Consider the following 21856-nt stretch of genomic DNA (forward strand, 5'->3'; position numbering starts at 1 on the left):
CCCTGGCAGATTTGGCGCTCGATTCAACAGGCTTCGAACCTGTCAAAGCGAGCACTTAGCGCCTCAACTCAGCATCATCCATCAGTGCTTGTTCCAAGCGCAGATGGATGATGTGAAGCGCGGAGCAAGCGCTGCGCAGCGCATACTTCCCGCCCCTAGTAAGGCGGGGTGACGGTTCTCATGTCGTAAGAGTTGGGGATGCTCAGATCCACGCCATCGCGAATCAGGCGGAGTAATTCTGGACTGAGTGGCACCTTGATCTTTGGCCGGAATAAATTTTGCTCTGTCATTGCCTGAATCACGCCTGCATATCGTTCGGTTATCTTTGTATTCAGTGCTTCCACCAACCGATGGTGGCGATTTTCCAACGAGATGAATCGTTTGGTAGCAGCTGCACCGGTTTCGTCGGGGCTACTCAGCATCAGACGTTTAGCATTGTTCAGTTCGGCTTTTGAAATCCTGGTCCGATATCGAAGTTCGGCATAAGTCATCGTATTCAAACGTGTTGTACTAAAATTCTTGCCAGCGAGACGTGGGAGGGGCTGGGGCAATGTTGGTTCTGGACCACGCTTGGGTAATTGAATAAGCGGCGTAGGGGTGGGCTTCTGGATGTAATGATTGTGGAGGTAAGAGCGTCCAGTTGGGTCGGTGCGGTTCACCGGGTCGCCTGCGCAGTAGGCGTAGGTGTTGATCCCTCCGTCGCCAAACGGGCTCAAACTGTCAGGCGAAAGGAAGCGCATCAACTCGGTGCCGTAACTTCTGTGACCGGAACCCAGCATATATAACAATGTTAGGGCTTGCGCGTATTCGCCATTGAACCCGAGCATCTTTTTTACTGAATGGAGCGATACTGTAAAACCATAGGGAGAGTAAGCATGTACGCCGCATTTGTTCATGTTGTTGTACTCGCTATCAGAGGGCGTGTCTTTTTCGCCCATTTGTCTTGACCTCTTCAAGTATCTAAATGATCTGAGCATGCCGCTACTGGCAAAAATAACAGGTTGGTGCCACTGCTTGATAGTCTCGACAACCGGCTCGGAACAAACCCCGGAACGCCGAGTTAAAAGCCTCGTTTCCGCGGCCATCCAGGCCCACGAGGTCTCTCCCGATGAAAGCATTCACCCTGGCAACCCTGATGACTCTGGCCGCAAGCCCGGTGTTCGCCTTCTACCTCAGCGACGCTGCCAACGCCGTGTCCGCCATGCAAGCTCAGAAGCAGCAGGGCCAAGTACAGGCACCTGAGGCACAGGCCAATCTGATGAACACCTTGGACAGCGAATTGAAGATCACCCCCGAACAGGCCGTGGGCGGAGCTGGGGCGATGTTGGGGCTGGCGCGCAACAACCTTAGCAGCGATGACTATGGGCAACTGACCAAGGCAGTGCCAGGGCTGGACCTGCTGGCCGGAGCCAATGCGCTGGGTGGCTTGAGCGGCTTGGGCGACTTGCTGGGCAAGAACAGCGAAAGCGAGTCGGCCTTGAGCAACGCGCTGGGCAACAACGTGGAAAACCGCAGCGACCTGGACGGTGCGTTCAAGGCGCTGGGGATGGATACCGGGATGATCGGGCAGTTTGCGCCACTGATTCTGCAGTATTTGGGGCAGCAGGGGATTGCTGGGTCATTGTTGCCGAACCTGAGTAGCCTGTGGACCGCGCCGGCATCTACACCAGCCCCTTCGGTGTAAAAATAGGGGGCACTGAAACGTATTCATATTCAGCGCTTAGGCGCGAGATCAGTGCCCTTTGCTTTAGTCTCATGTTTAAATTGAGCGGGTTTTACCGATCTCCTTTCTGAGTTGATCAAATCGTAGTTTCGTATTTTCAAGAATTCCAAATCTTTCTTGATCTGCTACGTCAATCTTAATTCCATTGGACGCGCGCATTTCGATTTTTTTGCGGAGGTCAGCGAACTCATTTAGCAATGGCTCATTTTTCATGAGCTCTCTTTCGTAATATTTTATGAGTTCTGCCCGGTATCGAAACTGGTCAGGTCTAGTCAGCTCTGCTTCATCTGGATAGGTTATGCGGGAGGGTAGATTACTGAATCGTGTTATTTTTTTGGTCGCTGTGACTGGCGTGCTCAGAGTGTCCGGTATTACCTTGGTCCCCACAGTAGGAGAAGCGGGTCGATCAAAAATCGATACCAGGCGTTTTAACGCTTCCTTGGAACTTAGCCATATGCTCGCCCCTCGCATATGGCCTGTGGGGTCTTGATAATTGACCGGGTCACCTTCGCAAAAAGCGTAAGCGTTGAGCCCGCCCTGCTCAAACGGGCTGAGGTGGTCCGGAGCATGGAAGCGCATCAGAACAGGACTATAACTGCGGTAGCCTTGGCCCAACGCATAGGCGCGGGCGGCAAGATCATATCGCTCACCGTTAAAGCCAAGCACAGGGTTCTGGTTTGTGTGGTTATTACTCTGCCCATATGGGCAATACGTAAACACTGCTACTGACATAGGGCTGGCCTCGCAAGACGGTCTGCCTCAGTCTTGATGTTTGCAAGGCCATGCACAACTAGCAGAATTATCAGTACCCGTCTTTGAGGTCAGCCGGCTTCGGAGAAATCCACCATACGCACTGGGCGGCGGAAGCCGGCAGTCAGTGTTGCCAGATAGACCAACCCCAGGGCAAACCAGCACAACCCGATCACCAGCGTCACCGCCGACAGGCTGGTCCACAGCCACAAGGTCAGCCCCAACCCCACCAGCGGCACCACCCCATAGCTCAACAGCCCCTTGGCATTACGCTGGCTTGCATCGTCCATCAGATGCGTCTTCACCACCGCCAGGTTCACCGCCGAGAACGCCACCAGCGCGCCGAAGCTGATCAGCGAGGCGAGGGTAGCCAGGTCGATCACCAGCGCCAGCAGCGAGAAGGCTGACACCAGCAAGATAGCGAACACTGGCGTACCAAAGCGCGGCGACAGGTAGCCGAAGCTACGGCGTGGCAGCACGTTGTCGCGGCCCATGGTGAACAGGATGCGCGACACCGCCGCCTGCGAGGCCAGCGCCGAACCCAGGCTGCCCGCAACATAAGCGGCGGTGAAGAAGTTGGTCAGGAACTGCCCGCCAGCCTTGAACATCACTTCGTTGGCCGCTGCATCGGCATTGGCGAAGCTGCTGCCTGGCAGCACCAGCTGGCTGACGTAAGCCAGCAGGGTGAACAGCAAGCCGGCAAACAGGGTGGTGAGGATGATCGCCCGTGGCACGTCGCGGCGTGCGTCGCGGCATTCTTCGGCCAGGGTCGACACAGCGTCGAAGCCCAGGAACGACAAGCACAGCACCGCCGCGCCAGCCATCAGGTGGCCGAAGCCCGGTTTGCTGCCATCACCGATTAGCGGCGATAGCAGGTCGAGCGGCTGGCCGGCCAGCGTTTGGCAGGACAGCGCGACAAACACACCGATAAACACGATCTGCGCGCCGACGATCAGGTTGCTGGTCTTGGCCACCGAGTTGATGCCGACCACGTTCAGCACTGTCACCAGGGCGATGCAGGCGAGCACGAAGGCCCAGGCGGGCACTGCCGGGAACGCGATGTTGAGGAACAGGCCGATCAGCAGGTAGTTGATCATCGGCAGGAACAGGTAGTCGAGCAGCAGCGACCAGCCGGCAAGGAAGCCGATATTGGGGCCGAAGGCCATGTTGGTGTAGGAATACGCCGAGCCCGCCACCGGGAAGCGTTTGACCATGAAGCTGTAGGACGCAGCGGTGAACAGCATGGCCACCAGGGTGACCAGGTAGGCGCCGGCGGTGCGGCCACCGGTGAGTTCGGTGACGATGCCGTAGGTGGTGAAGATGGTCAGTGGGACCATGTAGACCAGGCCGAAGAACACCAGGGCGGGCAGGCCGAGGACACGGCGGAGTTGGGCGGGGGCGGAGCTAGGTTGGTTGGCCATTGATCGATCCAGGCTTTTTGTAATTGTGCTTTGATCGATTTTTATCCACTTAGGTGGGGTGTGACAAAGAAGTAATCCTTATGTCGATTATTAGCCTGGGTTTTAATCGGGCTTTGCAGTGGGTTCACCGGCCCTATCGCCGGCAAGCCAGGTCCCACAGAATGCCCGCATTGGCCAATGCTGTGCAGTCCCTGTGGGAGCTGGCTTGCCGGCGATAGGGCCAGTCCAGATCAGCCCAGCTCTCCCCGCAGCGCCTCGATCCGCTGGTCCTTCGCCGCCCACAGCTGGTTCACCCAGGCCTGTACGGTCTGCCGGAACTCGGGGTCATTCTCGTAATCGCCCGCCCACAATGCCGGGTCCAGCTCTCGCACTTGAATGTCGATAATCACCCGGCTAATGCTGCCATTGAGCAACGCCCAGAACCCCGGTGCCTGGTTGCCGGGGTACACGATGGTCACATCCAGCAGGGCATCCAGTTGCTCGCCCAATGCCGCGAGCACAAACGCCACCCCACCCGCCTTGGGCTTGAGCAGGTAGCGATACGGTGACTGCTGTTCCTGGCGCTTGGTTTCGGTAAACCGGGTGCCCTCCAGGTAGTTCACCACGGTCACTGGCTGACGCTTGAACAGCTCGCAGGCCGCCTTGGTGATCTCCAGGTCCTTGCCCTTGAGCTCGGGGTGCTTTTCCAGAAACGCCTTGCTGTAGCGCTTCATGAACGGGTAATCCAGCCCCCACCAGGCAAGGCCCAGCAGCGGAACCCAGATCAATTCCTTCTTGAGGAAGAACTTGAAGAACGGCGTGCGGCGGTTGAGGCTTTCGATCAACGCCGGGATATCGACCCAGGTCTGGTGGTTGCTTACCGCAAGATAGGAGGTGTCCTTACGCAGGTTCTCTACGCCGCGGATGTCCCAGTTTGTAGGAATGCACAGGGCGAAGATGGCCTTGTCGATTTCCGACCAGGTTTCGGCCACCCACATCACTGCCCACGAGGCATAGTCGCGGCCACGGCCCGGCAGCACCAGCTTGAGCAGGGCAAAGACCAGCAGCGGGCAGATCAACACAACTGTATTGAGCAGCAGCAGAGTGGTAGTAAGAATGCCGGTCAGCAGGCGACGCATAAAGAGACTCTTGTTGTGGGAAATAAACGGCTGGCAATGATAAGCAGGGCAGTGGCCTACGCCAAATGTCCAATGCCCTGCGGCGGCAACAAATGTTTCACATTATGTTGATTAGGCTTGGGACAGCGAACCTATCCTGCCAGTGCAGTCTAAGCACTGACCCTTCTCAAGGAAGCCTGCTTGTGAAATCTCTGTTAGCCATGTTGTCACTGTTGGCGCTGCCAGTAATGGCCGCCGAACCTACGATCTACGGCCGGTACGAGAACATCGCCCTGCCCGAGCTGGGCGAAACCCTGAAGGCCAAGATGGACACCGGTGCCTTCACCGCGTCGCTGTCGGCCAAGGACATTGAGCTGTTCAACCGCGATGGCGACGAGTGGGTACGTTTCCGCTTGGCGACCAAGGACTCGGACGGCAAGGTGTACGAGCACAAGGTCTCGCGCATCAGCAAGATCAAGGGCCGTGCCGATGAAGAGGAAGAGGGCGATGCGCCGGAAATTTCCAAGCGCCCGGTGGTGGACCTGGAGCTGTGCCTGGGTGACGTGAAGCGCACCGTGGAAGTGAACTTGGTGGACCGCAGCAGCTTCAACTACCCGCTGCTGGTGGGGTCCAAAGCGCTGCGTGAGTTCAAGGCCGCGGTCAACCCGGCCAAGAAGTTTACCGCTGGCAAGCCTGACTGCTAAGCAGTAGCTGCAAGCTGCAAGTGAGAACAGATCAGTGTAAGTTCACGTGATCCGCTTTTACTTGAAGCTTGCAGCTTGAGGCTTGTAGCTCGATGCCCCATATCCTCATCGTCGAAGACGAAGCCGCCATCGCCGACACCCTGGTCTACGCCCTGCAGGCCGACGGCCACAGTACCGAATGGGTGACCCTGGGCGGCGCTGCACTCGACCAGCAGCGCCAGCGCCCGGCCGACCTGATCATCCTCGACATCGGCCTGCCCGACATCAGTGGCTTCGAAACCTGCCGCCAATTGCGCCGTTTCACCGAGGTGCCAGTGATGTTCCTCAGCGCCCGTGACGGTGAAATCGACCGGGTGGTGGGCCTGGAAATTGGTGCCGACGACTACGTCGTTAAACCCTTCAGCCCGCGTGAAGTGGCTGCGCGGGTGCGCGCGATCCTCAAACGCATGGGCCCCAGGGCCGACCCGGCTATCGATGCGGCGTTGTTCCAGCTCGACACCCTGCGCATGCAGATCACCTATCGCGGCCAGCCACTCACGCTGACCCGCCACGAATTCCGCCTGCTGCAATCCCTGCTGGAGCAGCCGCAGCGGGTGTTCAGCCGAGAACAGCTGCTTGATGCCCTGGGGGTGGCCTCCGATGCAGGGTACGAGCGCACCATCGACAGCCATATCAAAAGCCTGCGCGCCAAGCTGCGCCAGGTCGCGGGTGACGCCGAGCCGATCCAGACCCACCGCGGCCTTGGCTACAGCTACAGCCCGGACCATGCCTGATGCGCCTGGGCATCCGGATCTTCCTGGTGTATTTCCTGTTCGTCGGCCTGGCGGGCTACTTTCTGCTCAACACGGTGCGTGAACAGATCCGCCCGGTGGTACGCCAGTCTTCCGAAGAAACACTGGTCGACACCGCCAACCTGCTGGCCGAGATCCTGCGCGATGACGTCAAGGCCGGCACCTTGAGCCAGAGCCGCCTGCCGCAAGTACTCAGGGCCTACGGCTCGCGCAGCCCGGGCGCGCAGATCTGGGGCCTGGCCAAGAACCAGGTCAGCCACCGCATCTATGTGACTGACGCCAAGGGCATCGTGCTGCTGGACTCCAGCGGTGAGGCGCTGGGTAAGGATTACTCGCAATGGAATGACGTGCTGCTGACCCTGCGTGGCCAGTACGGCGCCCGCTCCACCCGCAGCGACCCCAATGATGAAAGCACCTCGGTGATGCACGTTGGCGCACCGATCATCGACGACGGCAAGGTCATCGGCGTGGTCACCGTGGCCAAACCCAACAGCTCGCTGCAGCCGTACATCGACCGTTCCGAGCGGCGCCTGCTCACGCTGGGCCTGGGGCTGATCGGCCTCGGCTTGCTGATCGGCGCGGCGTTATCCTGGTGGCTGGCGCGCTCGCTGCGCCGGCTGGCGCGTTATGCCCAGGCGGTCAGTGAGGGTGAGCGGGCTGCGTTGCCGCACTACAAGGGCGGCGAGCTGGCGCACCTGGCCCAGGCGGTGGAACGCATGCGCACCCAGCTGGAGGGCAAGGCTTATGTAGAGCGCTATGTGCATACCCTGACGCACGAACTGAAAAGCCCGCTGGCGGCCATTCGTGGGGCTTGCGAGCTGCTGCAGGACGAGGGCATGCCCGCCGACCAGCGCACGCGCTTTGCCGGCAATATCGAGCGCGAGAGCGAGCGCTTGCAGCAGATGGTCGAGCGCCTGCTCAACCTGGCCAGGGTCGAGCAGATGCAGGCCCTGGAGGATGAACAGCAGGTGGCGCTGGCGGCACTGGTGGACGAGTTGCTGTTGGCTCACGGGGCGCGAATCGAAGGCGCCGGTTTGCACGTGCGTCAGCGGGTGCCGGCTGGCTTGCGCTTGCTGTGTGATCCGTTCCTGATGCGCCAGGCGCTGGCCAACCTGCTGGATAACGCACTGGATTTCACCCCCGCAGGTGGCGCACTGCTGTTTGACCTGGAGCGCGACGGCGATCGGGTGGCATTGAGCCTGTTCAACCAGGGGCAGGCGATACCGGCGTATGCCATCGGGCGGGTCAGCGAGCGCTTCTACTCGCTGCCGCGGCCAGGGAGCGGGCGCAAGAGCACCGGGCTGGGGCTGAATTTTGTGGCCGAGGTAATGCAACTGCATGGCGGGGCGTTGGCGGTGGATAACGTTGATGGCGGGGTGCGGGTGCGGTTGTGGTTGCCGGTGCGGCGTATCAGCTGAGATAGCCGGGGCTGCTTTGCAGCCCATCGCCGGCAAGCCAGCTCCCACAGGTACTGGGCCTTGCGCTGGACCTGTGGGAGCTGGGTTGCCGGCGATTTGGCCCTTGAAAGTACACACGATCTCCACACAAGCTCCCCAAAGCCTCCACGCAAGGCGCAGACACTGCGCCCACTGCCAAAGGAGGCCCCATGACCAAGACCCTCGGTTACAAACTCGGCATGATCGCCGTGCTCATGTTGCTGCTGCTCATCCCGCTGCTGCTGATCAACGGCCTGATCGATGAACGCCAGGCCCTGCGCGACAACGTGCTGCGCGACATCGCCCAAAGCGCCAGCTTCGACCAACAGCTCAGCGGCCCGCTGCTGGTGGTGCCGTACCGCAAGTACCAGCGCCGCTGGATCGAAAAGGACGGCGAGCGCACCCAGGAAACCAGCACCATTGCCGGCCACTTGTACTTCCTGCCGGACACCTTCGCCGCCGACCTGGGCGTGGACACCGAACTGCGTGCCCGCGGCATCTATCAGGCCCGGCTGTTCCACGCCAAGGGGCGTATCAGCGGCCGCTTCAAGCTCCCGGAGCGTTGGGGCATCGACAAAGACTTCGACGACTACCGCTTCGACAAACCCTTCCTGGTGGTGGGCATCAGCGATATCCGCGGCATCGAGAATGGCCTGGAACTGAGCATGGACGAACAGAAGGTGCCGTTCGAGGCCGGCACCCAGCTCGACTGGATGCGCGGTGGCGTGCATGCCAGCCTGCCGGGTTTGGACGGTATGCAGGCACGGGAATTCAGCTACGGCTTCGACCTTGCTTTGCAAGGCACCGGCCAGTTGCACATCGTGCCGGTGGGCCGCACCAGCAGCGTTGACATGCGTGCCAACTGGCCGCATCCGAGCTTTGTCGGCAGCTATCTGCCCAACCGCCGCGACATCGATGCGCAAGGCTTCAGCGCCCACTGGCAGACGTCGTTCTTCGCCACCAACCTTGAAGATGCCCTGCGCCAATGCGCCACTGCCGGCCAGTGCGAAGACTTCAGCGAGCGCAGCTTCGGCGTGAGCTTTGTCGACCCGGTGGACCAGTACCTGAAGAGTGAGCGGGCGATCAAGTACGCGTTGCTGTTCATCGCGCTGACCTTTGCTGGCTTCTTCCTGTTCGAAGTGTTGAAAAACCTGAGCGTGCACCCGGTGCAGTACATCCTGGTGGGTGTGGCGCTGGCGTTCTTCTACCTGCTGCTGTTGTCATTGTCCGAGCACATAGGCTTTGGCCTGGCGTACGGGCTGTCGGCTTCGGCGTGTGTGCTGCTGATCGGCTTCTACCTCAGCCATGTGTTGCGCAGCCTGGGACGAGGGATCGGGTTTGCGGCGGGGCTGGCGGCGCTGTATGCGCTGCTGTACGGGCTGCTGAGTGCCGAAGACTATGCGCTGCTGATGGGGTCGCTGCTGTGCTTTGGCTTGCTGGGGGTGTTCATGGTGCTGACCCGGCGGCTGGACTGGGCGCGGGTGGGGAGGTCGGCATGAGGGAGGATAGAGAGATCGGGCGGTGGTTGGCCTTCAGGATCGGGCTGTTGTTTCCTGTGACAGCCAAGTGAGGCATTCGCAGCGCAAGGCTGCTCCTACAGGCGGTCGCATCCCCTGTAGGAGCAGCCTTGTGCTGCGAATGTCCCTGTCAGGCTGTCGGCGCTGTGGCGACCATCGACGGCCGCTTGGCCACCTCGGCATACCATGCCGCCAGGCCTGGTTGGCGTTCACGCCAGCCAAACTCCGGCTGACGCAAATCCAGATACCCCAGCGCACAGGCCACGCCAATCGCCGCCAGGTCGAACCCGGACACCAGCTCGGGCAGGTGCTCCTGCTCCAGGTTGGCCAGGCTACGGCGGATCTTGTCGCCCTGCGCCTGCAACCAGCCGTCCCAGCGTTTGTCTTCTGGGCGCAGGAAGCTTTCATAGCGCGACGACACTGCTGCGTCCATGATCGCATCGGCCTGCGACACCAGGGTCAGGCGCCGCCAGCGCGCCGAGCCTTCGCGGGGCAGCAATGGCAGGCCGACATGTTGCAGATCGAGGTATTCGCAGATCACCCGGCTGTCATGCAGCACGGTGCCGTCGTCCAGGCGCAGGGCCGGGATCTTGCCGATCGGGTTGTCGTGGTTGAGCTGCGGGTCGCCGCTGACCGGGCTGATGTTGACCGGTTGCAGCGTCACGCGCTCAAGCTGGGCGGTCTCGTGCAGCACCACCATGACCTTGCGCACGAAAGGCGACAATGGCGAGTGGAACAGGGTCATCGTGGCCATGGTTCAGTTGCCCTGCAGGCTGGGTGGCAGGCATACACCGGTGCCGCCGATGCCGCAGTAGCCGTCCGGGTTCTTGGCCAGGTACTGCTGGTGGTAGGCCTCGGCAAAGTACACGGTCGGTGCCTGGTCGATTTCGGTGGTGATCTCACCGAAGCCGGCCTTGGTCAGTTCGGCCTGGAAGGCGTCGCGGCTGGCCTTGGCCTGTTCCAGCTGTTCAGGGCTGGTGCAGTAGATGGCCGAGCGATACTGGGTGCCGACGTCGTTGCCCTGGCGCATGCCTTGGGTCGGGTTGTGCAGTTCCCAGAACATCCCCAGCAGCTCGCGGTAGCTGACCTTGTCTTTGTCGAACACCACCAGCACCACTTCAGTGTGGCCGGTCAGGCCCGAGCAGACTTCTTCGTAGGTCGGGTTCGGGGTGTAACCACCGGCGTAGCCGACCACGGTGCTGACCACACCTTCACGCTGCCAGAAGCGCCGCTCCGCCCCCCAGAAGCAACCCAGGCCGAAGATGGCGAAGTCGATGGCGCCCTCAAAGAAGGGGCCGAGCAGCGGGGTGCCTTCGAACACGTAGTGGAACTCGGGCAGGCTCATTGGCGTTTCGCGGCCAGGCAGGGCCTGTTCCGCAGTTGGCATGACGTTTTTGTTCACCAGGATTTCCGAACGCAGGACCATGGCCGTTCCTCTGTGTTAATTCAGTGGGATAGGTGTTGGGGCATTCGCAGCACAAGGCTGCTCCTACAGGGGACGCGCTTTTCTGTAGGAGCAGCCTTGCGCTGCGAAAGGGCCCGAATGACCTCTATAGTGCCCGAGGTTTGAGCTGCTGTCAGGCCACCGGGCCACGTGGATAACGCTTCAGCCGCTCGGCCAGCTCGCGCCCCGGAATCGGCCGGTCGAACAGGTAGCCCTGGCCTACGTCGCAGCGGTGCCGGCGCAGGAACGCCAGCTGCTCCGGCGTCTCGATACCTTCGGCCACCACCTTCAGCTTGAGGTTATGGGCCATGGCCACCACCGCCGAGGTGATTTCCATGTCGTCCTGGTTATCCGGGATTTCGTTGATGAAGCTGCGGTCGATCTTGAGGATGTCGATCGGAAACTTCTTCAGGTAGCTCAGCGACGAATAGCCGGTGCCGAAGTCGTCCATGGCCAGGGTCAGGCCCAGGGCCTTCAGTTCGTCCAGCTGGCGGTGGGTGTCTTCGCTGGCTTCCAGCAGCAGGCCTTCGGTCAGCTCCAGCTCAAGCAAGTGCGGGGGCAGGGCTTCTTCGTTGAGGATGGTGCTGATGGACGCCACCAGGTCCGGGTCGGAGAACTGCTTGGGCGACAGGTTGATGGCCACGTGCAGGTTGCCCAGCCCGGCCTCGCGCAGTTGCTTGCTCATGCGGCACGACTGGCGTACCACCCACTTGCCGATGGGTATGATCAGGCCGGTTTCTTCTGCCACGCTGATGAACTGGTCCGGGCGGATCATGCCGCGCTCGGGGTGGTTCCAGCGCAGCAATGCCTCCAGCCCCAGCAGGCGGCCGCTGCGCAGGCAGATCTTGGGCTGGTAGAACACTTCCAGCTCGTTCTGGGTCAGGGCGCGGCGCAGGTTGTTCTCGACGAACAGCTTGTAGCTGGCCTCGGCGTTCAGCACCTCGGTAAACACCTGTACCTGGTGCTTGCCGTTGGCCTTGGCCTTGTGCAGCGCAAGGCCGGCGTTTTTCATCAGGCTGGCGGGGTCGACGCCGTGCAGTGGTGCACAAGCCAGGCCTACCGAGGCGGTGACGTTGATCAGCTGGTTGTCGACGAACATCGGCTTGTCGAGTGTGCTCAGCAACTGTAGCGCAACGCCCTGGCCATCTTCCAGGCTGGTGTCATCGAGCAGCACGGCGAACTCGTTACTGGCAAAGCGCGCCAGGATGCCACCGCTGTGCAGGCTGTTGCGCAGGCGCCGGGCCAGGCTGATCAGCAGCTTGTCGCCGGTCTGATGGCCGAGGCTGTCGTTGATGCGCTTGAAGTTGTCGATGTCCACCAGCAGCAGGCACATCGCGCTTTCGCCATCGCGGACGAAGCGCTCGTCCAGGCTGCGGATGAACGCCGGGCGGTTGCCCAGGTTGGTCAGGTTGTCGGTGTAGGCCAGGCGCTCGATGCGCTGCTGGGCCAGCTTGGTCTGGGTGACGTCTTCGTAGATGCCGATGTAATGGGTCAGCTCACGGTTGTCGCCGTACACCTTGGAAATCGACAACTGGCCCCAGTAGGGCTCCAGGTTTTTACGCCGGCTCTTGAATTCACCCTGCCAGCTATTGCCCATGGCCAGGCTGGAGGGCGAGTCGAACAGCAGTTCGCTCAGGTTTTCCAGTGCAGGCAGCTCGCCCAACTGGCGGCCTTGCACTTCGTCGGTGCTGTACTGGGTGATGGCGGTGAAGCTTGGGTTGACGTACTCCACCCGGCCATCGCGGTTGACCAGCAGGAAGGCGCTGGCGCTTTGCTCCACCGCACGCTGGAACAGGTGCAGTGCGCTGGCCGCCGCGCGCCGGTTGTGGTTGGTGATGACCTGGGCGAACTGGTCGGCCAGCTCGCCGGCAAAGGCTATCTCGTCCGATTGCCAGGCCCGTGGCTGGCCGCTCTGCTCCAGGCACAACACGCCGACCACCTGGCCATCGACGCGGATACTGGCATCGAGCATGGCCTTGTTTTCCGGGCGCAGGCTTTGCGTGAGGGCGCGGGTGCGCGGGTCGTGGCCGGCGTTGTGGGCGTCGATGGCGCGGCTGGCGTGCAGTGCTTCAAGGTAGTCGGGGAAGCGGCTTGCATCGATGGCCTCGGGCTGGCGATGCTCCTGCGCGTCGCGGTACCAGGCGGTGATCGGTTCCAGGCGCTGGTCGTCCAGGTGCCAGATGCTGGCGCTGTCGACCTTGTAAATTTCGCAGGCGCTTTGGGTGATCAGCTGGGCGGCTTCCAGCAGGGAGTTCTCGGCGCTGTAGCGCTGGCGTGCCAGGCGCAGGATCAGGTCTTGCTGGCCGCGTACCCGCTCCAGGTGTTCCAGTTGTTCCTGCTGGGCACGCTGGTTCAGTTGCAGGGCCAGTTGCAGGCGGTTGTTGCGCGACTCCAGGTCGCTGGCACTCTCGCCTGCGTCGTCGGGCTGGTCGTCGAGCACGCTCAGGTAACCGCGCAACAGCTGGCGGTTGTGCTGCTTGTAGGCTTCACCGGTTTCCAGCAGGCGCAGCGAGGTGGTTGGCGTGTGCAGGGAGTAGCGCACGCGGTAGTAGCCGCGCTGGGCCAGTTGCAGCTGGATCTCGTCGTGCAGCCGGTAGCGGGCCTCGGGCTCCATCAGGCTGGCGTAGGGCGCGTCCACCAGGGCACACAGGTCGGCGGCGTGCAGGCCAAACTGGCGCTCGCAGGCCGGGTCAAGGTAGAGCATGGACCAGGTGGCTTCGTTGAGCCTTTCGAAACGCAGCATACCGAGCCGCGAGGGCACGGGTAACGGCGTGACGACCTCGGCCGCCACACGGCTGGCGGCATCGGGTTGGCTTTTCATCGAAGACTCGCTTGAACAGGGAGCGCGGCCTTGGAGCGGCGGCGGATTCGGCAAGGTTGCATCATGTCCCGAGGGCTGGCAAGCGGCCATGCTTGATGCTGTGGACAGGTTATCGGCGGGTGGGGCGGAAAACTTAGATCGCGTTGGGATTTTTGCCGCCTGGGAGATCGAGCGCCGCGCGGGCGGCGGTCGATCTCCCAGGCGGCAAAACCCTATCGGCGGACAAAAAAAGCCCCGCCAATTGGCGGGGTTGAGGTACGAGCGTGGCAGCTCGAAAAGGGTACTGCCCCTCGCAAGGAGGGGCAGCGGGCTGCCTTACAGCAGCATGGTACGGATATCGCCCAGCACGTCGCCCAGGCGCTTGGTGAAGCGCGCGGCGGCAGCGCCGTTGATCACACGGTGATCGTAGGACAGCGACAGCGGCAGCATCAGCTTCGGCTGGAAGGCCTTGCCATCCCACACTGGCTGCATGGTCGCCTTCGAGACGCCCAGGATAGCCACTTCCGGCGCGTTGACGATCGGCGTGAAGCCGGTGCCGCCAATGTGACCGAGGCTGGAGATGGTGAAGCAGGCACCTTGCATGTCGTCGGCCGACAGCTTTTTGGTACGCGCCTTCTCGGCCAGTGCAGCGGCTTCGGCAGCCAGTTGCAGCAGGCTCTTCTGGTCGACGTTCTTGATCACAGGGACCAGCAGGCCGTCCGGGGTGTCCACGGCGAAGCCGATGTGCACGTACTTCTTGCGGATGATGGCCTTGCCGCTTGGCGCCAGCGAGCTGTTGAAGTCCGGCAGTTCCTTGAGCAGGAAGGCGCAGGCCTTGAGCAGCAGTGGCAGCACGGTCAGCTTCACGCCAGCTTTTTCGGCCACGGCCTTCTGCGCAACGCGGAAGGCTTCCAGCTCGGTGATGTCGGCGGAGTCGAACTGGGTCACGTGCGGCACGTTCAGCCAGCTGCGGTGCAGGTTGGCGGCACCGACCTGCATCAGGCGGGTCAGGGCCACTTCTTCCACTTCACCGAACTTGCTGAAGTCCACCACCGGGATCGGCGGGATGCCAGCGCCACCGGTTGCACCGGCGGCTGCCGGGGCTTCCTTGGCCTTTTGCATCATCGCCTTGACGTAAACCTGCACGTCTTCCTTCAGGATACGGCCGTGCGGGCCGGTGGCAGCCACTGCGCCCAGCTCGACACCGAATTCACGGGCCAGCTGACGAACAGCCGGGCCTGCGTGAACCTTGGCATTGTTGCCAGCAGCCGGTGCGGTAGCAGCCGGTGCAGGGGCAGCAGCAGGGGCAGCAGCGGCAGGCGCGGCGGCCGGAGCAGCCTCAGCCTTGGCTGGCGCCGGTGCAGCAGCAGGTGCCGGCGCAGCAGCCGGGGCAGCGCCCGCGACTTTCAGCTTGAAGATCAGGTCGCCAGTGCCGACTTCGTCTTCCAGCTTGCACAGTACTTCTTCGACCACGCCGGCAGCCGGCGACGGGATTTCCATGGAGGCCTTGTCGGACTCCAGGGTAATCAGCGACTGGTCGGCTTCGACGGTGTCGCCGACCTTGACCAGCACTTCGATGATCTTGGCCTTGCCCGACGAGCCGATGTCCGGCACGTGGATGTCCTGCACGCTGGCAGCAGCCGGGGCTGCGGCAGGAGCAGGGGCGGCTTCGGCGGCAGGCGCTGGAGCAGCAGCCGGGGCAGCGGCCGCGGCCGGAGCCTCAGGCGCCGCAGCAGCGGCACCTTCGACTTCCAGCACCAGCAGCTCGTCGCCTTCTTTCAGGCGATCGCCCAGCTTGACCTTGAGTTCCTTGACGATACCGGCCTTGGGGGCCGGGATCTCCATGGAGGCCTTGTCGGACTCCAGGGTCAGCAGGCTCTGGTCAGCCTCGATACGGTCACCGACCTTGACGAACAGCTCGATGATTTCACCTTCACCGCTGCCGATGTCAGGTACGCGAATGAGTTCGCTCACTTAAAAATACTCCTCAGCAGTCCAGTGGGTTGCGCTTGTCCGGGTCGATGCCGAACTTGACGATGGCGTCAGCCACAACCTTGGGTTCGATCTCGCCACGGTCAGCCAGGGCTTCCAGGGCAGCCAGTACCACGAAGTGGCGGTCGACTTCAAAGAAGTGACGCAGCTTCTTGCGGCTGTCGCTGCGACCGTAACCGTCGGTACCCAGGACTTTGAACTCTTTGCTCGGCACCCACTGGCGAATCTGCTCGGCGAACAGCTTCATGTAGTCGGTAGAGGCGATGACCGGGCCTTTGCGGCCGTTCAGGCACTGCTCGACGTAGGTCTGCTGTGGCTTCTGGCCAGGCTTCAGGCGGTTGGCGCGCTCTACGGCCAGGCCGTCGCGACGCAGTTCGTTGAAGCTGGTGACGCTCCATACGTCGGCACCGACGTTGAACTCTTCACGCAGGATCTTCGCCGCTTCGCGGACTTCGCGCAGGATGGTGCCGGAGCCCATCAGCTGTACGTGGTGCGCGGCTTCGCGGGTGTCTTCTTCCAGCAGGTACATGCCCTTGATGATGCCTTCCTCGACACCGGCCGGCATGGCAGGCTGCTGGTAGGATTCGTTCATCACGGTGATGTAGTAGAAGATGTCCTGTTGCTCTTCGGTCATCTTCTTCATGCCGTCCTGGATGATCACCGCCAGCTCGTAGCCGTAGGTTGGATCGTAGGTGCGGCAGTTCGGGATGGTACCCGCCATCATGTGGCTGTGACCGTCTTCGTGCTGCAGACCTTCACCGTTCAGGGTGGTGCGGCCGGCGGTACCGCCGATCAGGAAGCCACGGGTGCGGCTGTCGCCAGCGGCCCAGGCCAGGTCGCCAATGCGCTGGAAGCCGAACATCGAGTAGAAGATGTAGAACGGCAGCATCGGCTGGTTGTGGCAGCTGTACGAGGTACCGGCAGCGATGAACGACGACATGGCGCCGGCTTCGTTGATGCCTTCCTCGAGAATCTGGCCCTTCTTGTCTTCGCGGTAGAACATCACCTGGTCTTTATCGACTGGCTCGTAGAGCTGGCCGACCGACGAGTAGATGCCCAGCTGGCGGAACATGCCTTCCATACCGAAGGTACGGGCTTCGTCCGGGATGATCGGCACGATGCGCTGGCCGATTTCCTTGTCCTTGACCAGCTGCGCCAGAATACGCACGAAGGCCATGGTGGTGGAGATTTCGCGGTCGCCCGAGCCGTCCAGGATCGCTTTCAGCGTTTCCAGGGATGGGGTCGGTACGCTGAAGCTCTTGGCACGGCGCTGTGGTACGAAGCCGCCCAGGGCAGCGCGACGCTCGGCCAGGTACTTGGCTTCGGCAGAACCTTCTTCCGGCTTGAAGAACGGCAGGTTCTCCAGGTCGGCATCCTTGACCGGGATGTCGAAGCGGTCACGGAAGTGACGCAGGCTGTCGACGTCGACCTTCTTGGTGTTGTGCGCGGTGTTCTTGGCTTCGCCAGCACCGGTGCCGTAACCCTTGATGGTCTTGGCCAGGATGACGGTCGGCTGCTCTTTGTGGTTCACAGCCTGGTGGTACGCCGCGTAGACCTTGTACGGGTCGTGGCCGCCACGGTTGAGCTTCCAGATCTCGTCGTCGGACAGGTCTTCGACCATGGCCTTGAGTTCTGGCGTGTTGAAGAAGTTCTCACGAACGTACGCGCCGTCTTTGGCTTTGTAGTTCTGGTACTCGCCGTCGATGACTTCGTCCATGCGGCGCTGCAGGGCACCGTTGGTGTCCTTGGCCAGCAGTGGGTCCCAGAAACGGCCCCAGACCACTTTGTTGACGTTCCAGCCACCGCCACGGAACACGCCTTCGAGTTCCTGGATGATCTTGCCGTTGCCGCGAACCGGGCCGTCGAGGCGCTGCAGGTTGCAGTTGATGACGAAGATCAGGTTGTCCAGCTTCTCGCGGCCGGCCAGGGCGATTGCGCCCAGGGATTCCGGCTCGTCGCACTCGCCGTCGCCCATGAAGCACCAGACCTTCTGCTTGCCGGCCGGGATGAAGCCACGGGCTTCCAGGTACTTCATGAAGCGCGCCTGGTAGATGGCCTGGATCGGGCCCAGACCCATCGATACGGTCGGGAACTGCCAGAAGTCAGGCATCAGCCATGGGTGCGGGTACGAAGACAGGCCGTTGCCGTCCACTTCCTGACGGAAGTTGTTCATCTGGTCTTCGTTGATGCGGCCTTCCATGAAGGCGCGGGCGTAGACGCCTGGCGAAGCGTGGCCCTGGAAGAAGATCAGGTCGCCGCCGTGTTCTTCGGTCGGGGCCTGGAAGAAGTAGTTGAAGCCGATGTCGTACAGGGTGGCGCTGGAGGCGAAGCTGGAGATGTGTCCGCCCAGGTCCGAGTCTTTCAGGTTGGTGCGCATGACCATGGCCAAGGCGTTCCAACGCACCATCGAGCGAATGCGGCGTTCCATGAACAGGTCGCCAGGCATGCGTGCTTCGTGGGTGACAGGGATGGTGTTGCGGTATGGCGTGGTGATCGCATACGGCAGCTGGGAGCCACTGCGGGTGGCCAGCTCGCCCATACGGGTCATCAGGTAATGAGCGCGGTCTTCGCCTTCTTTGTCGAGGACCGACTCCAGGGCATCCAGCCATTCCTGGGTTTCGATTGGATCGAGGTCTTGCATGGCTTGCTCCAGGGCGGAAAGGCAACCAGAATCGATTGCCTGAAGTTGCGACTGGCCTTATGGGCAGACGTCGTGAATTCTTGGATTACCGGGGTGTCTTCCGGCGCCGTGTAGTTTTACTACATTTGCTTGCGCATTTCATGCTTTTACACGACATGAGTAGTAGTAAAACTACATTTCTGCGACGTTTGGTCGCACCTTGGCTTGTGAGGAAAAACGTTCATGGTGGTTGGCATTGTGACGCGAACGGGTGCTTCTTGATGTTTGTTGCCAAGTTTTCGTTTTTTTCAGCTATTTCCAACTTTTGTACGACAGTCCAACCGTGGTCCGGCTTCCCCTTGGCCGCTTTTTCCCTTCTATTTCACGCCGATCAAGGATAGACCATGCGCCTGCCTTTGCCGTCCGATCTACCCGCCACCCTCCAGCCATTGCTGGCCCGCAACCGGCAATTCCTCAGTGATGCAGTGGCCGCTCACGCCGACCTCGACCTGAATGCCTGGAGCCCGGTGCACCGGCAACAATTCGACCAGGTTGCCGCCGCCAGCGACTTTGTTCTGGGCCTGGCCCAGCGCGAGCCGGCCATGCTGTTCGAGCTGCTGGCCAGTGGCGAGCTGGAGCGGCGTTATGCGCCGGGTGAGCTGCGTGGGCAAATCGCGGCGGCCGCCCAGGCTGCGCAGAGCGACGACGAGCTGGCGCGCAACCTGCGCCGCGCGCGCAACCGCCAGCAACTGCGCATCATCTGGCGCGACATCTCCCGCCAGGCAGAGCTGGGCGAAACCTGCCGCGACCTGTCGGACCTTGCCGATGCCGCCATCGACGAAGCCTACCAATGGTTGTACCCGCGCCATTGCCAGCAGTTCGGCACGCCCATCGGCAACCGCAGCGGCCAGCCGCAGCACATGGTGGTGCTAGGCATGGGCAAGCTGGGGGCGGTGGAGCTGAACCTGTCGTCGGACATCGACCTGATCTTCGGCTTCCCCGAAGGTGGCGAAACCGAAGGGGTGAAGCGCTCGCTGGAAAACCAGGAGTTCTTCACCCGGCTTGGCCAGCGGCTGATCAAGGCGCTGGACCCCGTGACCGTCGATGGCTTCGTGTTCCGCGTCGACATGCGCCTGCGCCCCTATGGCTCGGCCGGCGCACTGGTGCTCAGCTTCAATGCCCTGGAGCAGTATTACCAGGACCAGGGCCGCGACTGGGAACGCTACGCCATGATCAAGGCGCGGGTGGTGGCGGGCGACCAGGTGGCCGGGGCGCAGTTGCAGGAGGTGCTGCGGCCGTTCGTGTACCGCCGTTACCTGGACTTTTCCGCGATCGAAGCGCTGCGCACCATGAAGCAGCTGATCCAGCAGGAAGTGCGGCGCAAGGGCATGGCCGACAACATCAAGCTGGGTGCCGGTGGCATCCGCGAGGTGGAGTTCATCGCCCAGGCCTTCCAGCTGATCCACGGCGGGCGCGACCTCAGCCTGCAGCAGCGGCCGTTGCTCAAGGTGCTGGCCACCCTCGAGGGCCAGGGTTACCTGCCGCCGGCAGTGGTCGCCGAGCTGCGCGAGGGCTATGAGTTCCTGCGCTATACCGAGCACGCCATCCAGGCCATCGCCGACCGCCAGACGCAAATGCTGCCGGAAGGTGAGACCGACCAGGCGCGTGTGGCCTACATGCTCGGCTTTGCCGACTGGCAGAGCTTCCACGACCAGCTGATGTACTGGCGTGGCCGTATCGACTGGCACTTCCGCCAGGTGATCGCCGACCCGGATGACGAAGATGGTGAGGGCGAACTTGTGGTGGGCGGCGAATGGTCGCCGCTGTGGGAGCAGGCACAGGACGAGGAAGCCGCTGGCCGGCAGCTGGAGGAGGCCGGTTTCAAGCAGCCCGTCGAAGCCCTGCGGCGCCTGGCCGGGTTGCGCTCCAGCCCGCAGCTGCGCTCGATGCAGCGTATCGGCCGTGAGCGCCTGGATGCCTTCATCCCACGCCTGCTGGCCCAGGCGGTGGAGCATGACAACCCTGACCTGGTGCTTGAGCGCGTGTTGCCGCTGGTCGAGGCCGTGGCGCGGCGTTCTGCCTATCTGGTACTGCTGACCGAAAACCCCGGCGCCTTGCGCCGCCTGCTGACGTTGTGCGCCGCCAGCCCGTGGATTGCCGAGCAAATTGCGCTCTACCCGCTGCTGCTCGACGAACTGCTCAATGAAGGCCGCTTGTTCAGCCCGCCACTGGCCCCAGAGCTGGCCAGCGAGTTGCGCGAGCGCCTGACGCGCATCCCCGAGGACGACCTGGAGCAGCAGATGGAAGCGCTGCGCCACTTCAAGCTGGCGCATAGCCTGCGCGTGGCGGCTTCGGAAATCAGCGGCAACCTGCCGTTGATGAAGGTCAGCGACTACCTGACCTGGCTGGCCGAAGCCATCCTCGACCAGGTGTTGGCCCTGGCCTGGCGCCAGACCGTGGCCCGCCACGGCCAGCCCAGGCGCAGCGACGGCAGCCTGTGCGACCCAGGGTTCATCATCATTGGCTACGGCAAGGTCGGCGGCCTGGAGCTGGGCCATGGCTCGGACCTGGACCTGGTGTTCATCCACGACGGCGACCCGCACGCAGAAACCGACGGCAGCAAGCCCATCGACAGTGCGCAGTTCTTCACCCGCCTGGGCCAGCGCATCATTCACTTGCTGACCACCCAGACCAACTCGGGCCAGCTGTATGACGTGGACATGCGCCTGCGCCCGTCCGGTGCTTCCGGCCTGCTGGTCAGTTCGCTGGGCGCATTCGAGCGCTACCAGCAGAACGAAGCCTGGACCTGGGAGCACCAGGCGCTGGTGCGGGCCCGCGTACTGGTGGGTTGCAAGCAGGTGGGCGCGGCGTTCGAAGGCGTGCGCGCCAAGGTGCTGGGCCAGGCGCGAGACCTGGAAAAACTGCGCACAGAAGTAAGTGAAATGCGCGCCAAGATGCGCGGCAACCTCGGTACCAAGGCCACGGCTGCCGGTACCGCGGCCAATGCCTTCGAGGCCGGTGTGCCGTTTGATATCAAGCAGGATGCCGGCGGTATCGTCGATATCGAATTTATGGTGCAATACGCCGCTTTGGCCTGGTCTCACGACCATCCGGCCATACTCCGATGGACCGATAACATCCGCATTCTGGAAGAGCTGGAGCAGGCGAACCTGATGCCGGCCAGTGACGCGGTGCTGTTGCGTGAAGTGTACAAGGCGTTCCGCTCGGCCTCGCACCGCCAGGCCCTGCAGAAGCAGGCCGGGGTGATCGATGCGACGCAATTTGCCGATGAACGCCGTGAAGTGCGGCGGATCTGGGGTGAATTGGGTTTGACTTGATATTGCTGGGGCCGCTTTGCGGCCCATTCGCAGCACAAGGCTGCTCCTACAGGGGAACGCGATCCCTTGTAGGAGCAGCCTTGTGCTGCGAATGGGCTGCAAAGCAGCCCTAAAGGCTCATGCCTCACCACCGGTGGTACACTGTCCGCCACATAGCCTGAATATAAAGAGGGGAGGCCAGGCTGTACCGCAGCCTGTAGCCTCCCTGAGCGTTTCTGGACTA

14 protein-coding genes and 1 pseudogene are annotated in these 21856 nt (G+C 62.1%); 6 read left to right on the forward strand and 9 right to left on the reverse strand.

Going from position 1 to position 21856, the window contains the following annotated elements:
• Positions 1 to 155: 155 nt before the first annotated feature.
• Positions 156 to 938 (reverse strand): RHS repeat-associated core domain-containing protein, encoded by a 783-nt coding sequence (locus MRBLPB4O_RS01615; RefSeq protein ID WP_341797349.1) that lies wholly within the window; start codon positions 936 to 938, stop codon positions 156 to 158.
• A 170-nt stretch (positions 939 to 1108) separates the two neighbouring features.
• Here MRBLPB4O_RS01615 and MRBLPB4O_RS01620 point away from each other — a divergent pair, with 170 nt between their 5' ends.
• On the forward strand, positions 1109 to 1684 hold the full coding sequence (locus tag MRBLPB4O_RS01620; RefSeq protein ID WP_341797350.1) for a DUF2780 domain-containing protein: 576 nt from the start codon (positions 1109 to 1111) through the stop codon (positions 1682 to 1684).
• Between the two features lie 510 nt (positions 1685 to 2194).
• On the opposite strand, the pseudogene MRBLPB4O_RS01625 reads toward MRBLPB4O_RS01620, so the two are convergent.
• From MRBLPB4O_RS01625 to MRBLPB4O_RS01635, 3 genes and pseudogenes are all read right to left on the reverse strand, one after another.
• A pseudogene (locus tag MRBLPB4O_RS01625) lies at positions 2195 to 2455 on the reverse strand (RHS repeat-associated core domain-containing protein); the annotation flags it as partial.
• 89 nt (positions 2456 to 2544) lie between these two features.
• Complete coding sequence (locus MRBLPB4O_RS01630) at positions 2545 to 3894, reverse strand: APC family permease (protein WP_341797351.1); 1350 nt, start codon at positions 3892 to 3894, stop codon at positions 2545 to 2547.
• A 230-nt stretch (positions 3895 to 4124) separates the two neighbouring features.
• Entirely contained in the window at positions 4125 to 5012 is an 888-nt protein-coding gene (locus MRBLPB4O_RS01635; protein ID WP_341797352.1) for an acyltransferase, read from the reverse strand.
• 182 nt (positions 5013 to 5194) lie between these two features.
• Between MRBLPB4O_RS01635 and MRBLPB4O_RS01640 the strand changes: the two genes are divergently transcribed.
• The 4 genes from MRBLPB4O_RS01640 (at position 5195) to creD (ending at position 9421) form a co-directional block, all read left to right on the forward strand.
• Positions 5195 to 5695 (forward strand): ATP-dependent zinc protease, encoded by a 501-nt coding sequence (locus tag MRBLPB4O_RS01640; protein ID WP_341797353.1) that lies wholly within the window; start codon positions 5195 to 5197, stop codon positions 5693 to 5695.
• 92 nt (positions 5696 to 5787) lie between these two features.
• Positions 5788 to 6468: a two-component system response regulator CreB gene (creB, locus tag MRBLPB4O_RS01645; RefSeq protein WP_341797354.1), complete on the forward strand. Its 681-nt coding sequence runs from the start codon at positions 5788 to 5790 to the stop codon at positions 6466 to 6468.
• Complete coding sequence (creC, locus tag MRBLPB4O_RS01650; RefSeq protein ID WP_341797355.1) at positions 6468 to 7904, forward strand: two-component system sensor histidine kinase CreC; 1437 nt, start codon at positions 6468 to 6470, stop codon at positions 7902 to 7904. Before creB ends, creC begins: the two co-directional genes overlap by 1 nt.
• 188 nt (positions 7905 to 8092) lie before the next feature.
• Positions 8093 to 9421 carry a cell envelope integrity protein CreD gene (gene creD / locus MRBLPB4O_RS01655; RefSeq protein ID WP_341797356.1) on the forward strand — a complete coding sequence of 443 codons (1329 nt, stop codon included), beginning with the start codon at positions 8093 to 8095 and terminating at the stop codon, positions 9419 to 9421.
• Positions 9422 to 9569: 148 nt separating this feature from the next.
• Here creD and MRBLPB4O_RS01660 read toward each other — a convergent pair whose 3' ends face one another.
• The 5 genes from MRBLPB4O_RS01660 to aceE form a co-directional block, all read right to left on the reverse strand.
• The gene (locus tag MRBLPB4O_RS01660; RefSeq protein ID WP_041167498.1) at positions 9570 to 10193 is read right to left on the reverse strand and encodes a glutathione S-transferase; all 624 of its coding nucleotides are present in this window, start codon (positions 10191 to 10193) and stop codon (positions 9570 to 9572) included.
• Positions 10194 to 10196: 3 nt separating this feature from the next.
• The gene (gene msrA, locus MRBLPB4O_RS01665) at positions 10197 to 10865 is read right to left on the reverse strand and encodes a peptide-methionine (S)-S-oxide reductase MsrA (protein WP_341797357.1); all 669 of its coding nucleotides are present in this window, start codon (positions 10863 to 10865) and stop codon (positions 10197 to 10199) included.
• A gap of 151 nt (positions 10866 to 11016) precedes the next feature.
• Positions 11017 to 13704, reverse strand: a complete 2688-nt coding sequence (locus tag MRBLPB4O_RS01670) for an EAL domain-containing protein (protein WP_016497643.1) — start codon at positions 13702 to 13704, stop codon at positions 11017 to 11019.
• A gap of 315 nt (positions 13705 to 14019) precedes the next feature.
• Positions 14020 to 15657 (reverse strand): dihydrolipoyllysine-residue acetyltransferase, encoded by a 1638-nt coding sequence (gene aceF, locus MRBLPB4O_RS01675; protein ID WP_016497644.1) that lies wholly within the window; start codon positions 15655 to 15657, stop codon positions 14020 to 14022.
• Positions 15658 to 15670: 13 nt separating this feature from the next.
• The gene (aceE, locus tag MRBLPB4O_RS01680; protein ID WP_019470533.1) at positions 15671 to 18316 is read right to left on the reverse strand and encodes a pyruvate dehydrogenase (acetyl-transferring), homodimeric type; all 2646 of its coding nucleotides are present in this window, start codon (positions 18314 to 18316) and stop codon (positions 15671 to 15673) included.
• Positions 18317 to 18699: 383 nt separating this feature from the next.
• Between aceE and glnE the strand changes: the two genes are divergently transcribed.
• Complete coding sequence (gene glnE, locus MRBLPB4O_RS01685) at positions 18700 to 21633, forward strand: bifunctional [glutamate--ammonia ligase]-adenylyl-L-tyrosine phosphorylase/[glutamate--ammonia-ligase] adenylyltransferase (RefSeq protein ID WP_341797358.1); 2934 nt, start codon at positions 18700 to 18702, stop codon at positions 21631 to 21633.
• The last annotated feature ends 223 nt before the right edge of the window (positions 21634 to 21856 follow it).

Origin of the sequence: Pseudomonas sp. LPB4.O (assembly GCF_038383825.1) — a bacterium.
GTDB lineage: Bacteria > Pseudomonadota > Gammaproteobacteria > Pseudomonadales > Pseudomonadaceae > Aquipseudomonas > Aquipseudomonas putida.